Genomic DNA, 13,302 nt, shown 5'->3' on the forward strand with positions numbered 1-13,302 from the left:
GGTTTGGTGTTGCAGACCGAAGCCGACCGCTTTCCCCCAATCGCGCGGCTGCAAGCTTGCCTTACCGGAGCGCCTGATGATCTTTGCGAGCTACGCCTACCGTGTGGTCTCCAACTTCGTGTTCCTGGGGCTGGTCTATTTCACGCTGAACCTTCTGGAGAAGTACGAGCAGCGCGCGACGGTCGCAATTCTGGTCCTGGTCTATGCGGCGATGCACGCCTTTTCCGGGCTGCGCTCGTTCTATTTCTTCCAGCGCATCGAGCGCCTGGAGGGCGAGACGCGACGGCTCGCCGCGGCGGCCGGCGAGGGGCCCAATTCTGTCGCCTCGCGCAGGCAGATCGTCGCCGATGTCACCGCGCTCAGGCATGCCGGCGAGATCAAATCCTATATCGATATCTTCTTCCTGGCGCTGGTGATCCTGCTCTGCGTCGCCAAGATCGTGGCCAGCTAGATCACGTCAATCAGGCACGCGCTTGCCGGCCGCCGCCGCCTCGGCGCGCGGCGTACGCTTCTTCACATTATTGGCGACGTGGACTGACGCGTTGTCGGCAGCCGGCGGCGCGACATGCAAGGGCGCGCCGTGGCCTCGGCCGTGCGCCGGGGCGGGCCCCTGATGCGCGGCCTGCTTCGGATGCCTGGCCTGGCGCGCGGAGAACGCCTGCGCGCGCGATACGCCAACGCCAATTGTCGTACGCTGCACGAGGCGGCGATTGGCCGCCGATCGAGCTGCGAGCAGGGTCAGGTCGAGCGCTTCGGGAACGCGGAACACGTCGGGCGCCGGGACCGGCAATATCGGGACGGATGCGAACCGCGCAAGCTGGGGCTGCGGCCACAGCGTGCGGACGGGCATCGCGACCCGGGTGCGCTGTGCGTGGTCGAGGATGTCGGCATCGCGCCAATCCATGTCGGCAAACACCGGGGCAGGCAGCGTCCGCGTCGCGGTGTACACGAAGTTCGGAATTTTGGGCCAGCGCGTGGTCGCCACCGTCTCGGTCGGTGGATGCAGGTACCATTGCTGCGGCTGGGTCGGCGTCGCCGGGCGATCGGGCGTTGCGGGCACGACATGAACGATCCGGTAGCCGCGCTCCTTCAGCGTGTTGAGGATGCGCGGCAGCGCCGCAACGGTGCGCGGCTGGATGTCGTGCAGCAGCAAGATGCCCTTGCGCTTGGCTTCGATCCGCTGGATCGCGAGGTCATAGACCCGCTGCGGCGAGATGTGGCGCCAGTCGTCCGCGGGGAAATCGGCGCTCCAGACCTGGATGCCCTGGGACGCCAGATAGGCCTCCGGGATCTCGGCGCGCATCAGGCCTGGAATCCGGAAGAACGGCGCGAGCTTGCTCTTGTCGCCATTGAGCGCTGCGAGCGTCGAGGCGATGCCGTCGTCGACCTCCTGCCGCACCTTCTCGAGCGACATCTTGTTCATCGTCAGCGGATGGTTCTGGCTGTGCGTGCCGACGGTATGTCCGGCCGCGATCAGCTTGCGCACACCCTCCGGATTGAACCGGGCCTGGGAGCCGATGGTGAAGAAGGTCGCCTTGACGCACTGGCTGGCGAGAATGGCCAGCACCTGGTTGCTATATTTAGGTAGCGGCCCGTCGTCGAAGGTCAGTACCACTTCGTGATCGGCGAGCGGCAAGGTCTCCGGGTACTGCATGGTGCCGATCCGGGGATGCTCCTTGGGATCGACGACGAGGGTCCGCGAGGTGCCGAGTGCGTTGGGGTTAGGGCAGTCTGCGGCGAGGGCGGCGTACGGCGTCATCAAGCCGCAGCCCAGCAGCGCCGCGCGGACCACGGTCCGCGACCGCTTCCGGATCATCACCAGGACGTTTGCAATCATCGAATCTCGGCCGCATTCCAAACGCACTGACGAATCCTTAGGTGCGGCGCCATGAATGCCGCCTTAACGGTCTGTAATCCACCTAGCGTCCCGGGTTCAATGTGTCCGGTCGGACACGGTTTTCAGCGCCGCCGGGACAATGTGGACGACGTGGTATTTATGCTCCTGCAGGTACCTCAAGAAGGCGGGCAGCATCTCGGCTGTCCGCATTTGCGGGTCATGCAGCAGTATAATTCCCTTGCGGTGGCCTTCGAGCCGCCCGGTGAGCAGCTTGAGTTCCTCCTCGGGGGTCATCTTGTTCCAATCGCTGGCCCAGAAATCGGCTCCGAACACCGCGATACCGCGCTTTTCCAGGCGATCGAGCAGCGCGGGCGTCGACTCGAAATAGGGGAACCGGAAGAACGGCGTGCTCGGGACCGTGCTTGCGGTGCCGCGCAGGGCCGTCTGGACCGCTTCGATTCCCCGGTTGATGTTCGCCTCGGCCTGATCCAGCGGGAGTTTGTTGAGATGCGGATGGTCCCAGCTGTGATAGCCGATGGTGTGGCCGAGGCGCGCGATCTTGCGGACCATATCGGGATGATCGGCCGCGTTGCGGCCGACCATGAAGAAGGTTGCCTGCACGCATTCAGCCGCCAGCGCCGTCAGCACCTTGTCGGTGACCCCCGGCGTCGGTCCGTCGTCGAAGGTCAGCACGACCTCGCCATCCCTGAGCGGCAGGGTCTGCGGAAAGCTCTTCAGCCCGACGCGCGGATAGGTCGCCGGGTCGACCTCGAGTACACGTGAGGTGCCGAGCGCGTCCTTGCGCTGGCATTCGGCGGCGTGCGCCGAGCCGAACAGTGCAACAGGCGCGAGCGCGACCAGCGCCGCGAAAGTCTTCCGGAGCGGTCGCGGTGCGCTCGACATCTTTCTCATTGCACTGGGCCCCACCGATTAGGTAATCCGTTCCGCACTCATCCAACCAGTTTTTCCCCTCCTGTCAAACCGGCGAAACACGGCATGGCCGAGAATTTCGACGTTGCCGAACCCGCCGAGGCCGATCCGTTGGCCCGGATGCCGATGCGGGGCGAGGAGGGCGAGCTCCGCGGCGAATTCGTCGCGGCGATCACCCAGGCCATCCACGCCGCCGACCGGCCGCTGCTGTGCGAGGTGGTGGCGGAACTGCACGAGGCCGATCTCGGCGACCTGATCGCGGCGCTGGAGCCGGACGACCGCGTCACCCTGGTCGAGATCACCGGCACCGATTTCGACTTCTCGGCGCTCAACGAGGTTGACGAGACCGTCCGCGAGGAGATCCTCGAGGAACTCGAGCCGGAGACGGTTGCCGAGGGCGTCCGCGAGCTCGAATCTGACGACGCCGTCGAGCTCCTGGAGAGCCTCGACGAGGAGGACCAGGAAGAGATCCTGGAGAAGCTGCCGGCGGCCGAGCGCGAGGACATCGAGCGCAGTCTGCTGTACCCGGAGAATTCCGCCGGCCGGCGGATGCAGACCGAGTTCATCGCGGTGCCGCCGGATTGGAATGTAGGGCAGGCGATCGACTACATGCGCGACACGCCGGATCTGCCGGACCGCTTCTACGAGATCTATGTGGTCGACGCCGACAAGCATTTGCTCGGCGCGGTGCCGCTCGACGTGCTGCTGCGCGCGCGCCGCCCGGTCCCGATCAAGGACCTGATCGACGAGGACCGTCGCCGGGTTTCCGCGCTGGAAGACCAGGAAGAGGTCGCGCGGATGTTCGGCAAGTACAACCTGGTCGCAGCTCCCGTGGTCGACACCATCGACCGGCTGGTCGGCGTGATCACCATCGACGACGTCGTCGACGTGATCGAGGAGGAGGCCGACGAAGACTTGAAGGCGCTCGGCGGCGTCACCAGCGACGAAGAGCTGTCCGACACGGTGTGGACCATCGCCCGCGGCCGCTTCAACTGGCTCTTGGTCAATCTCGCCACCGCGTTCCTGGCCTCGTCGGTGCTCGGTCTGTTCGAGGGCCAGCTCGAGAAGATGGTGGCGCTTGCGGTGCTGGCGCCGATCGTGGCGAGCCAGGGCGGCAATGCCGCGACCCAGACCATGACGGTCGCGGTGCGCGCGCTCGCCACCCGCGAGCTCGGCCCGTACAACGCGATGCGGGTGGTGCTGCGCGAGACCATGGTCGGGCTCGTCAACGGCATCGCCTTTGCCGTCATCACCGGCGTCGCCGCGGTGGCCTGGTTCAAAATCCCCGGCCTCGGCATCGTGATCGGGCTTGCGATCATCTGCAACCTGGTCGCCGGCGCGCTCGGCGGCATCCTGATCCCGATGGTGCTGGAACGGGTGCGGGCTGACCCCGCGGTCGCCTCCGGCACCTTCGTCACCACCGTCACCGACGTGGTCGGCTTCTTCTCCTTCCTCGGCATCGCCACGCTGTGGTTCGGCCTCAAGTAACGCGCTCGCGGGCAGGGCGGCGCATGGTCCGGGCGCGAGCCGCGCGGGGCCGCTTATCGTTAATCCGAACTTAACGCGCTTCATCGATGATGCCGCTATCTCCAGGGGGCCATCACGGGGGCCATCATGCAGCGGTTGCGGCTCAAGGCGGACGGACGGATCGTCGAATTGCGCGACGGGCAGGAAATCCCGCTCGTGCCCGCACATCCCGACCAGGCGGCGATGCAGCCTGCGGCAGCGCAGCCGGCCGTACGCGATCTGCGCCGCCGGGCCCAGCTCACCCAGCTCGAATTCGCCGCCAAGCTCGGCGTGCCGGTGGAAACCATCCGCAACTGGGAGCAGGGCAAGCGCGCGCCGCGTGGACCCGCCCGCGCGCTGCTCGCCGTGATCGCCCATTCGCCGGAGACGGTGTTCGCCGCGCTGTCGAGCGAGCCCACGGCGGCTTGAGCGGGTAGGGCGCGCTCCATCATCGCTGCAATCTCGGTGTCGTCCCTGCCTAGTGCGCAATTGCGCACGGGAGCAGGGACCCATACTCCGCGGCCCGTGTTGAGAACGGGACTCGTCGTTCGACCATCCCGCGACAATGCCGATCTGTGGTTATGGGCCCTGCTTTCGCAGGGACGACAGCGAGTGTGTTGCACGACCGGGAGTCAAACTTCCGCATTCTCGCGACATGATCTGCCCGAGCTTTGCTCTTCGTTCCGCCCTCTCTTCACAGAGGGCGCAGGGAAAGCCGGGTGCCGATCGCACCCATGGGTCCCGCGTAATAAAAAACGCGGGAGGTAGGACCACAGATGTAACCGGAAACAACCCGGCTTTCCCTGCGCGATGGGTTACGGCTTACTTCGTGCTCTCCCCGGCGAGACTTGGCTTGCTTGTCACCGTCTTCGCAACGACGCATTCACGTCCTGCGAAGAGACACCTGCCGCTAGGGCGTCAGGACCACACGTCTATAATTTGGCATTCGGTGAAACGCGCCGAAACTAAGAAAAGCCTTTAAATCAAGTCTCTTTTGCCTAGCCTGTTTCGGGGTGCTTCGGCGGGTTTCGCCAAATCTAGGGCCCGGCCCAAGGCCGGCTCTGTTGGTCAAACCCTTTGGGAGCCTGAAACCGAAATGGACACTACCACGATCACCGAACCCGCCGGCAAGCGCGGCCGCAATGCCAGCGTCATCCTGACTGATCGCCTCTGCGAGAGGCGGGTCGCCAAGCGGGTCAAATTCTATGACCGCAAATGCCCGGGTCTCTATGTCAGCATCACGACGGCTGGCGTCGCGACCTTCTCGTTCAAGTTCACCGACCGAGAGACCGGCAAGCAGCGTACCGGCTGGCTCGGCGTCTACAATCCCGAGACCTTCACCGTCGAGGATGCCCGCAGCAAGGTCTACGGGCTCAAGGGCATGGGCGGCGACGCGATGGCCGAGACCTTCCGTGACCGCAAAGCCCAGCAGGCGAAGCGCGGCAAGACTGTAGGCGAGATCATCGAGGAGCGGGTCACGTGGATGAAGACCCCGGTCCGGAAGCCCGACGGCGAGATGCGGCCCCGGATCGAGACATGGGAGAACGTCGCCAGCCATCTGCGGCGCTTCATCAGCCCCCGGCTCGGCAAGAAGATCGCCAGTGAGGTTACGAAGCACGACATCGCCACGCTCTCGAACGACATCGTCGCCGGCAAGCTCGGCGGCAAGCCGTCCGTCGCCAATGCCCGCCATATGCGGCGCGCGGCCTCAGGGCTGTTCAACTGGGCGGCCGAGGCCGGCCGCGACTATGTGACCGCCAGCCCCTGCGTCAACCTGCCGAAGCTCGACCCGGAGCATCCACGCACGCGAGTGCTCTCTGAGGACGAGATCAGGATTTTCTGGCATGGCCTCGACCGAGACGACATGCCTTGGGATCGCCGCACCTGCCTCGCGCTCAAGTTCGAGTTGGTCACCATGCTGCGATCCGGCGAACTGCTCCCCGCCCACCGCGACGAACTGTTCGATCTCGACGGAGAATTCCCGCGCTTTGATGTCCCGCTCAAGCGGGTGAAGAAGCGCCGGGTGATCCAGCAACCGCTGTCCGACCTGGCGGTCGAGATCGCCAAGGAGGCGCTCAGAGGATCGAACAAGCAATACGTCTTCGCCAGCCCGCTCGGCGATCAGCCGATGAACCGCATGGCGATGGCGGTCGCGCTGCGCGGCACCAAGGTCAAGGGCAAGGTCAAAACGCCCGGCATCTGCGCGCTGCTCGGTCTCAAGCCGTTCACGCCGCACGATCTGCGCCGGACGGCGGCGACGTTGGCGGGCGATCTCGGCCTTGACGACGCGGCGATTGCGAAGTGTCTCGATCACGCCGCGACTAAGAAGGCTGAGGTCATCGTGCCGACTGTCACCGGCAAGGTCTACAATCACTCGAAGCGCATGAAGGAGAAGCGCGAGGTGCTGGATCGCGTCGCGGCGGAGCTTCGTCGGATTATCGACGAGCCCACGAAGCAGGCTGGCGAACTGCGTCTCGTTGCCTGATCTATAGGTTGTTCATCGACCTTTCTTCGGGGGCGACCCATATAGGCATGGGGCCTGATCTCATTTCTACGTCGGGCCCTCGAAGGATGATCTCGGCGTATTAGCCGCCCCAACGGCGAAGCCGTAGCCGCTTTCGCTTCAATGCTGCCGTTATGTCAAGGACCGCGACGATAGCGGCCCATAGCCCCAAGCCCGCCAAGCCCACCATGAATAAAGTTCCTTCATTCATCGGAAAGCCCCCTGTCTGGCCCCGCCTATGAACGTTGAGCTAGCTTTCTCGTTCCGGGCTATCAATCGGTTCCTTCAATATTGTGGCGCGCAATAACCGATCCATCCCCACCAGATTGCCAAATCTCAAAGCTCGAAGCGGTCCGGTTGATGGGTCAACCCTAGGGCTGGGCACCGCATGACTGGCAAAGAGGTCAGTCGAGCTTCCGAAGTCTTACATATGCCCGGAACACCGGGTCAGCGAAGTCGTACACTCCGCGTCGATCACCATGCTTCACGAGCGCCGGGCCGTAACGTTCTTCAACCAACCTCGGCATCAACTGATCTACGTATTCAATTCCGAGGCCCTGCGCCGTGGATCGAGTTTTCTGCAGAACGACGTTGCCTATGTCTTCGTTGTACAGGGTGGCCTCACTCTGCTGCTCCGCCAGTAGCACAAGCAGCATTGCTCGTTCCTTGCTGTTTCCTATCGCCAGTTGATATTGATCCTCAAGGTTTGGAAACGATTTGCCGCTCCTGATCTTGTCTAGAACCTCGCCGAATATTTTGGCATCAATGTCATTGGTGCCGACCTCATTGCCGTACTGAACGGACGATTTCCCGATCAGTTGCGCGAAATACGGAAAACCCTCGCTGAGATCGACGATTTGGTCGACGACTTTCCTATCGAACTTGATTTTGCCCTTAAACAAGACCTCGGCCGTCGCAAAAATCTCGCGCGTCTCATTAGGGCTCATTGGCTTCACGTAAATTGCACCTTGCTCAATAAGGCGCGCGACCGACTTATGGTCGCTGATCAGCGCACCTAGGTCTTGACCGATGCCGCAGACCCCGAATTTTACCGTAGGTGACGTGAGGGATTTGATAAGCGAGCCGAGGCCGTCCTTATTTCGAATAACGTCAAACTCGTCCAACAGAAGCAGGAGGGCATCGCGTTTGGTCCAAACCCGGTTGTTAGCGTCGAGTGCGCCGCTTACAAAGTTGCGGAATGATTGAACCACATCGTTCGGCACGACGCTGCCGTACTTTTGAACGTCAGATCCTTTTGCGCCCCACTGGACGAGCTTGAGGTCCATGCCGACAGATGCCTCGTCGGAGCGCGAGAATTCGACCAGCTTCTTACCTTGGTCTGGGACCAGCCGGAGCAATCCGTCCTCTGGATCGGTGTCGTTGCAAAGTCGTCGAACCAAGTCATCTGTATTGGCGATGTTGCTGTCGCACGCGTAGTAGACGGTGTAGTAGCGTCGGGGCTGCTTGGGCATCAGGTGGGCGAGACCAGCCTTTTGGGCGATGTCGTAATTCCCATTCGCCATTTGCTGAATTTGCCGCAGCAACGACGATTTGCCGACGCCTCGTTTGCCGTATACCGCGATAAGGCCTTCGTTAGCGTTCAAGGCATTCATGCAACTTTGAATTAGATCAGCGCGGCCAACAAACCGCCTTGGATCGCGAATAACACTCGATGTAAATCCAATCTCAGGATTGACCAATTCAAACATGGCGGTCTTTCTATCCAAACAATGTCGAGCAACCTGAGGATGTTACCGAAAATCGTACATGGGTGCGAGGCTTAGCCCGATCTTCCCCAATAATACTTAGGGAGCGTGCTGGCCGCGTCTCGTCTCGCGCCGACGCCATTTTGCAAACTATGGGTGAGAATTAGTGCAGCGTCTTCCGTCGATGCCGCGACACGTGCTCGATCAGTTCCGCGTTCAAACAATTTAGGATGCGCTCCAACTGCTCGTTGACCAGCAAGAGAGCCCTCAGAGCGCTGCGCACATCGCCGTCGCAGGCGGCAACGATCTCGTCTAGCTCCCGATCATATTCGTCCAGATAGTCGTTGGTCGTTGGGTGCGGCATACGAACAACATCCAAACAGAAAATGCCGTCTCAGGATCGACGAGCACGCCGCTTGTCCTTGATATTCACAGGCGAGCGCCAAAGACCCGGTTGCATTTCGGCGAGCGGCGATCTGCTCTGGACCTATACTTCAACTGTTTTGGGAGATTACATGGTCGAGGTGTATTTCAATGTCAGACATGATCTTCTCGTCGTGAAGAAGGGATGTCCGGTGCCGGCCGTCAGCGCTCAAGGTAAGTGGCGCAAGAGCAAGAAGAGGGTCTTCAGGGTTAGCGAGGAGATCAGGCAGGCGGTCCAGAGCAACGGCTATTACATGCGCAAGCTGAGCGACCTCAAGAAGAACTAGCGGCGATCGGCGCGCAAAAGCCCGGCCACCAATTAAGATGGCCGGGCGAAGTGCAAATATGAACTCGATGAACGCTGCGTATATGCTGCGGTACGAGGCAAACGTCGATCCCGGACGAATACGGGCGACAGACGGTGCCTAGTCACACTCGAATGAGGCTGTTTAGCCGCCGGACCGAGGCACGAACGCATCCACGGACGCGGCTATTCGGGTTGCCAACTCAGTAGCGACAGGGGTGGACTGCTTTTCGAGTGGTAAGCCGACGGAATGGACCGCCGCCAATCCGGCACTAGCGGTACAAACAGCTATCACAATTGCAGCGAGATGATTGATCCTCATGCGATGGTCCCTCGCATCGGCCCCATCAATTAACCGGACACATTCAGAATTGGTTCCCGAGCCCGAACGATTTTGAGGAGTTACTGGAACTCTTCCAAATCCCTTGGAGCGCGGCATCGTCGAGCCGACAGAAGGACACGTCGCCGCATCGGCGCGCGGCGCCAGTGCGCGCGCTTTTTTCAGAATAGCCCGATCAAGGAAAAAACAGCGACTTCGGTTAGGAAAGCGACACTCATGATGGCGACGGTGAGAAACACGTCGCCCGCAGACAGATTTATCATAGTGCGCCTCACATATTGCGAAGCCCCATTGGTAATTCAGCTATGATAAAATGGTTCGGTTCCAGCGGATCGAAGCAGATCCGATGCACGTTGGTATCGTGGTGGCAGGAAGGCCGTGCATAGGCAAAGAAGCGATGCACATCCAGCTAACGGTGGCAGCCATGGTCGAACCGCCCCGCGCCCGCTCTCATGCGATCCCCTTGGAACCCAATCACTCCCGCGCGATCTGTATTGAAATTGGCGATCGGCTCCGGCAGCATCTCGCGCAGGACGCCGCTCCGGTTCCGCCGCAACTGCGAAAACTGCTAGATCGGTTCGACGAGTTGGAGGGCAACGCCCCAAAGAGGCGCTTTGGGCTCTGGCGACTTTCTTAGGGCCCCAGGCCTCGACAATTCAGCCCCGGGCCTTTCATTTGCGGCCTCAGCGTCGATGGCCGCGATGGCTATCGAATTTCGAGTTCTCTAATCGCCTGCGCTGAAATCTCTCCGGGGTCCTGTATGCCGGTGTGCGCGACTTTCATGATCGTCTTCGCGATCATCTCCGCGAGCGGATCATCGCCATCCCTGGCGGAGAGCGCGCGCAGCGTTTGCTCGTAAGCCTTTACGATGAGGTTTGCATCTTTCGGCGCCATGGCATCAATCTGCAAGCGGAGGTAGGTGGACATTTCTTGCCCTCTCAGCCCGATGCGAGAGGCTACCATGGCAACCGTGTCTTCGGTGAAATTCGCTAGATGTGCTGAGCCCTTTGGACAGTGACGCCGGCACGCTTACAGCGCTCGGTGCGCGACCGGTCCGGGCTTTGGGGCATTCTTCGGCGGCGGTCCCATCGTCAGCCAAACGACAAGACCCAGAAGAACTGACGCCACCAATAGTCGGAACAACAGATGCAAAGGCCGTCCCCCTCGGCTGCGTGCTCCTCTCAACAGGTTGGGACAGAACCTAGTGCACGGCAATTCGACTTGTGGGGAGCAAGCATCGGCGTAGCATCGTGGAGTGCAGTTGATGAAGGAGCCGCCAACGGAGGCGGCGTCTCTGGGAACTTCGGAATGACGGTCAGCGAATTGGTACGAGCCCTGCAAGCTCTCCCGGATCAAGATGCGACAGTCGTCATTGGCGAAGGCATGAAGCCGGATACTTGGCTGATCGTGTCCGGAGTGGTGCCCCGCCAAATCGCCCGGATCGATCCCGACCGTGCTGCGCCGGGAACAGAGGCTGCCATTGAAATCGTTTGAGCGGGCCGCCAACCGAGGCGGCCTTACTCTCTCGCATCGCCTTGGGATCGGTCGGGTTCGGGCTTCTTCAATAGCTGATACGACAAGCGTATCGCCGCGTAAGACTTCGCCAGTTGTTGGTCGATCAGATTGTTGCCAGCTTCAATTCGTCGTTTCATCGCCTCGAACTTCGCGAGCCGAAACCAGTAGTCGTCCCACATGCTTTCCTCCGCCAAAAGCACTGAGCGGGGAACTTAACGCAGGTCAGGATTTTGGGTTCCCGTATTCGCGTTCCTCTTGCGGGAAAGGCTCCTGCGTCTTGTGGCCGACACTCTGCTTGGCGCATGGAGAGCCCCGGGCGCTTCTACGACGCGGGCACGCCAATTAGAGAGGCGCCAACTGGGGCGCCCTCGCTTTTCTACATGAACAGGGCAAAAGCCACGATTGCGATGGGGCTCAGCCCGAGCGCCACGATGAGCGCGCTAAAAGGTAAGTCACTGCCCATGACACAACCCCTGCGTTTGGGGTTGGAACTCTACGCCCGGATGCTGAGGGATCGCCAGTGCAATTTGCGCCACCACCGCTCTACGTGCTCGACCCCGGCGCATTCATCGTCCGCTCGACCTCATCGGCCAGTGTCCGGTGATGTGCCGCCAGCTTGGCGAATAGAGACTTTTTCGTCGCGTTGGTCGCGAGCTTGCTGATTAGTTCGCACTCTTCCGCTTCGAGCCGAAGCTTCTCCAAGTGCGCCTTCATGTCCTTCATTTGAGGTTCCCTGCTGCCCGGAACCATTTGGAGGGGGGCGCCAGGGCACGTCAATATCCTTCGCTAATCGAGATATGAAACTCTGTTCACCCACGGAGAACCACGGGGCCTCTAAACCGCTAAAACGGTGATCAGGATTAGCACGCTAAGCGCAATGACGGTGTATCCAACTACTGTAATGACCTTGTCCCGTGTCATGTCGGGAGGTTGGGATCGCCGCTGTTCCGCCCGTTGATTTGGGTCAAGAACGAACGGCGTCCTATAGAATTTTATATCCCAGAACAATGAATGGGCCTCATGGAGAGGCTTTTCGTCTCACCGTGTTTATACGGAATTCGATTTGGAAATAAGGCGCGCTCATATTCGTCATTGCCGGGGCTAGTTTCATTAAGATCAATATTTTAGGATTTCCGGTAGAGGGGCCGTTCGCGTGACGGCCCCTTTTCAATTTCGGGAACCCGTAAGGTACTTTGAGCCTGTCCTCGAAAGGCGGGTACGCGGGACCGCGCGCCTTTCGCATATTTGCCCCGGCCGTTTCCGGGTTTCGGTTCCCGATGTGAAGGCGTAGTTATCGCCGATCGGAGGTGCCGGAATGTCTGATCTGGATCAAGCGTGGGCGATTTGGCGGCGGTTGTCGGGTGCCGACCGCATCAAGTTCGGATCGCGGGTGCGAAAGCTCCGCCAAAAGGAGCGGCAGGTGATGAAGGATCGCGCGATGCCGGTTGCTCGAACCTTTGCGGGCCTGACCCTGACCGAGGCAGACCTCGGCGGCGCTGTCGGGTCGATCGCGGCGCGGTCGCCATAAATGGTCACTGGTGCGGTGTAAATCACCGGCCCGGTCTCCTACAGCGGCCGGCGGGGAAAACGCGGGTAAACACGTTTACCGCGCCGGCAAAAGGCTCGACGGGCCGAGGCCTGATCCGGGTGCGCAAACGTCAGCTTTTGGCGGCCATGCGGAAGGCCTCCGACACGCGAGGGCATTACCGCTTGTGACCCGAAGCAGACTTCCTCTGTTCATGGAAAATTGAGCATTCACCGTGTTCCCGGTTGACGGAGTGGCGCTTTGCAACCCACAAGTGGGGTGTGTTGTCGGCACTTTTGTCCCCCGGTCATAACCGAGATTTACCGTGAACCCTCTCTGCAAGAGCGCAGTCTTAGCTCTGCTTGCTGCTACGAGCTTATCTGCAGTGGCTTGTTCTCCCCAGGAGGACGTCCATCTCACCTGCGCGACGACTATCTTTGTTGCGGACAAGCTTATGGAAGCCGGCAAAGTCCCAACTGACCCCGCGCTACGACAGAAAGCGAACGACGCTGAGATCAACCATCAGAACGCGTCGGCGACTTTCAGAAGGTTGGATACGCGTGAGCCTGAAGGTGAACGTGAACGTCTCATTCAGCTTGTGTATATTGTTGGGAATGAACGTGATCGAATTCTCAAGGAGCTATCATCAAAGGAAATCGTCGCCCGGGCGAAGACCTGTATCGAACAGGCACCTCCGAAAGGGCGAGGGTTTC

The 13,302-nt window shown here is 61.0% G+C and carries 14 protein-coding genes; 7 read left to right on the top strand and 7 right to left on the bottom strand.

What is annotated here, in order from left to right; translation table 11 throughout:
• Positions 1–76: 76 nt before the first annotated feature.
• Entirely contained in the window at positions 77–451 is a 375-nt protein-coding gene (locus QA635_RS19485; protein WP_283071070.1) for a hypothetical protein, read from the top strand.
• A gap of 6 nt (positions 452–457) precedes the next feature.
• On the opposite strand, the gene QA635_RS19490 is transcribed toward QA635_RS19485, so the two are convergent.
• Positions 458–1,837, bottom strand: coding sequence for a polysaccharide deacetylase family protein (locus QA635_RS19490; RefSeq protein ID WP_283071071.1), 1,380 nt, complete (start codon positions 1,835–1,837; stop codon positions 458–460).
• Between the two features lie 96 nt (positions 1,838–1,933).
• Entirely contained in the window at positions 1,934–2,749 is an 816-nt protein-coding gene (locus QA635_RS19495) for a polysaccharide deacetylase family protein (RefSeq protein WP_283071073.1), read from the bottom strand.
• Between the two features lie 84 nt (positions 2,750–2,833).
• Between QA635_RS19495 and mgtE the strand changes: the two genes are divergently transcribed.
• The 3 genes from mgtE to QA635_RS19510 all read left to right on the top strand — a co-directional run bounded on the left by mgtE (position 2,834) and on the right by QA635_RS19510 (position 6,758).
• Positions 2,834–4,255: a magnesium transporter gene (mgtE, locus tag QA635_RS19500; protein WP_283071074.1), complete on the top strand. Its 1,422-nt coding sequence runs from the start codon at positions 2,834–2,836 to the stop codon at positions 4,253–4,255.
• A gap of 126 nt (positions 4,256–4,381) precedes the next feature.
• Entirely contained in the window at positions 4,382–4,702 is a 321-nt protein-coding gene (locus QA635_RS19505) for a helix-turn-helix domain-containing protein (RefSeq protein WP_028343385.1), read from the top strand.
• 667 nt (positions 4,703–5,369) lie between these two features.
• Positions 5,370–6,758 (top strand): tyrosine-type recombinase/integrase, encoded by a 1,389-nt coding sequence (locus tag QA635_RS19510; RefSeq protein ID WP_283071076.1) that lies wholly within the window; start codon positions 5,370–5,372, stop codon positions 6,756–6,758.
• Between the two features lie 422 nt (positions 6,759–7,180).
• On the opposite strand, the gene QA635_RS19515 is transcribed toward QA635_RS19510, so the two are convergent.
• Positions 7,181–8,485: an nSTAND1 domain-containing NTPase gene (locus QA635_RS19515; protein WP_283071078.1), complete on the bottom strand. Its 1,305-nt coding sequence runs from the start codon at positions 8,483–8,485 to the stop codon at positions 7,181–7,183.
• A 160-nt stretch (positions 8,486–8,645) separates the two neighbouring features.
• The gene (locus QA635_RS19520; RefSeq protein ID WP_283071079.1) at positions 8,646–8,846 is read right to left on the bottom strand and encodes a hypothetical protein; all 201 of its coding nucleotides are present in this window, start codon (positions 8,844–8,846) and stop codon (positions 8,646–8,648) included.
• 151 nt (positions 8,847–8,997) lie between these two features.
• Here QA635_RS19520 and QA635_RS19525 point away from each other — a divergent pair, with 151 nt between their 5' ends.
• Complete coding sequence (locus tag QA635_RS19525; protein ID WP_283071080.1) at positions 8,998–9,192, top strand: hypothetical protein; 195 nt, start codon at positions 8,998–9,000, stop codon at positions 9,190–9,192.
• Positions 9,193–10,254: 1,062 nt separating this feature from the next.
• Here QA635_RS19525 and QA635_RS19530 read toward each other — a convergent pair.
• Positions 10,255–10,476 (bottom strand): hypothetical protein, encoded by a 222-nt coding sequence (locus QA635_RS19530; protein WP_283071081.1) that lies wholly within the window; start codon positions 10,474–10,476, stop codon positions 10,255–10,257.
• Positions 10,477–10,857: 381 nt separating this feature from the next.
• Here QA635_RS19530 and QA635_RS19535 point away from each other — a divergent pair, with 381 nt between their 5' ends.
• Entirely contained in the window at positions 10,858–11,043 is a 186-nt protein-coding gene (locus QA635_RS19535) for a hypothetical protein (RefSeq protein ID WP_283071082.1), read from the top strand.
• A gap of 23 nt (positions 11,044–11,066) precedes the next feature.
• On the opposite strand, the gene QA635_RS19540 is transcribed toward QA635_RS19535, so the two are convergent.
• Both QA635_RS19540 and QA635_RS19545 read right to left on the bottom strand, forming a co-directional pair.
• Positions 11,067–11,243, bottom strand: coding sequence for a hypothetical protein (locus QA635_RS19540; RefSeq protein ID WP_283071083.1), 177 nt, complete (start codon positions 11,241–11,243; stop codon positions 11,067–11,069).
• Positions 11,244–11,607: 364 nt separating this feature from the next.
• Positions 11,608–11,787 (bottom strand): hypothetical protein, encoded by a 180-nt coding sequence (locus QA635_RS19545; protein ID WP_283071084.1) that lies wholly within the window; start codon positions 11,785–11,787, stop codon positions 11,608–11,610.
• Between the two features lie 592 nt (positions 11,788–12,379).
• Here QA635_RS19545 and QA635_RS19550 point away from each other — a divergent pair.
• The gene (locus QA635_RS19550) at positions 12,380–12,592 is read left to right on the top strand and encodes a hypothetical protein (RefSeq protein WP_283071090.1); all 213 of its coding nucleotides are present in this window, start codon (positions 12,380–12,382) and stop codon (positions 12,590–12,592) included.
• Positions 12,593–13,302: the final 710 nt, after the last annotated feature.

The organism is Bradyrhizobium brasilense, from assembly GCF_029714345.1.
Lineage (GTDB): Bacteria > Pseudomonadota > Alphaproteobacteria > Rhizobiales > Xanthobacteraceae > Bradyrhizobium > Bradyrhizobium australafricanum.

What these genes read in the sequence shown, in the direction of transcription:
- QA635_RS19485 (WP_283071070.1), top strand. Translation starts at nt 77, where the DNA reads ATGATCTTTGCGAGCTACGCCTACCGTGTGGTCTCCAACTTCGTGTTC.
- QA635_RS19490 (WP_283071071.1), bottom strand. Translation starts at nt 1,837, where the DNA reads ATGATTGCAAACGTCCTGGTGATGATCCGGAAGCGGTCGCGGACCGTG.
- QA635_RS19495 (WP_283071073.1), bottom strand. Translation starts at nt 2,749, where the DNA reads ATGAGAAAGATGTCGAGCGCACCGCGACCGCTCCGGAAGACTTTCGCG.
- mgtE (WP_283071074.1), top strand. Translation starts at nt 2,834, where the DNA reads ATGGCCGAGAATTTCGACGTTGCCGAACCCGCCGAGGCCGATCCGTTG.
- QA635_RS19505 (WP_028343385.1), top strand. Translation starts at nt 4,382, where the DNA reads ATGCAGCGGTTGCGGCTCAAGGCGGACGGACGGATCGTCGAATTGCGC.
- QA635_RS19510 (WP_283071076.1), top strand. Translation starts at nt 5,370, where the DNA reads ATGGACACTACCACGATCACCGAACCCGCCGGCAAGCGCGGCCGCAAT.
- QA635_RS19515 (WP_283071078.1), bottom strand. Translation starts at nt 8,485, where the DNA reads ATGTTTGAATTGGTCAATCCTGAGATTGGATTTACATCGAGTGTTATT.
- QA635_RS19520 (WP_283071079.1), bottom strand. Translation starts at nt 8,846, where the DNA reads ATGCCGCACCCAACGACCAACGACTATCTGGACGAATATGATCGGGAG.
- QA635_RS19525 (WP_283071080.1), top strand. Translation starts at nt 8,998, where the DNA reads ATGGTCGAGGTGTATTTCAATGTCAGACATGATCTTCTCGTCGTGAAG.
- QA635_RS19530 (WP_283071081.1), bottom strand. Translation starts at nt 10,476, where the DNA reads ATGTCCACCTACCTCCGCTTGCAGATTGATGCCATGGCGCCGAAAGAT.
- QA635_RS19535 (WP_283071082.1), top strand. Translation starts at nt 10,858, where the DNA reads ATGACGGTCAGCGAATTGGTACGAGCCCTGCAAGCTCTCCCGGATCAA.
- QA635_RS19540 (WP_283071083.1), bottom strand. Translation starts at nt 11,243, where the DNA reads ATGTGGGACGACTACTGGTTTCGGCTCGCGAAGTTCGAGGCGATGAAA.
- QA635_RS19545 (WP_283071084.1), bottom strand. Translation starts at nt 11,787, where the DNA reads ATGAAGGACATGAAGGCGCACTTGGAGAAGCTTCGGCTCGAAGCGGAA.
- QA635_RS19550 (WP_283071090.1), top strand. Translation starts at nt 12,380, where the DNA reads ATGTCTGATCTGGATCAAGCGTGGGCGATTTGGCGGCGGTTGTCGGGT.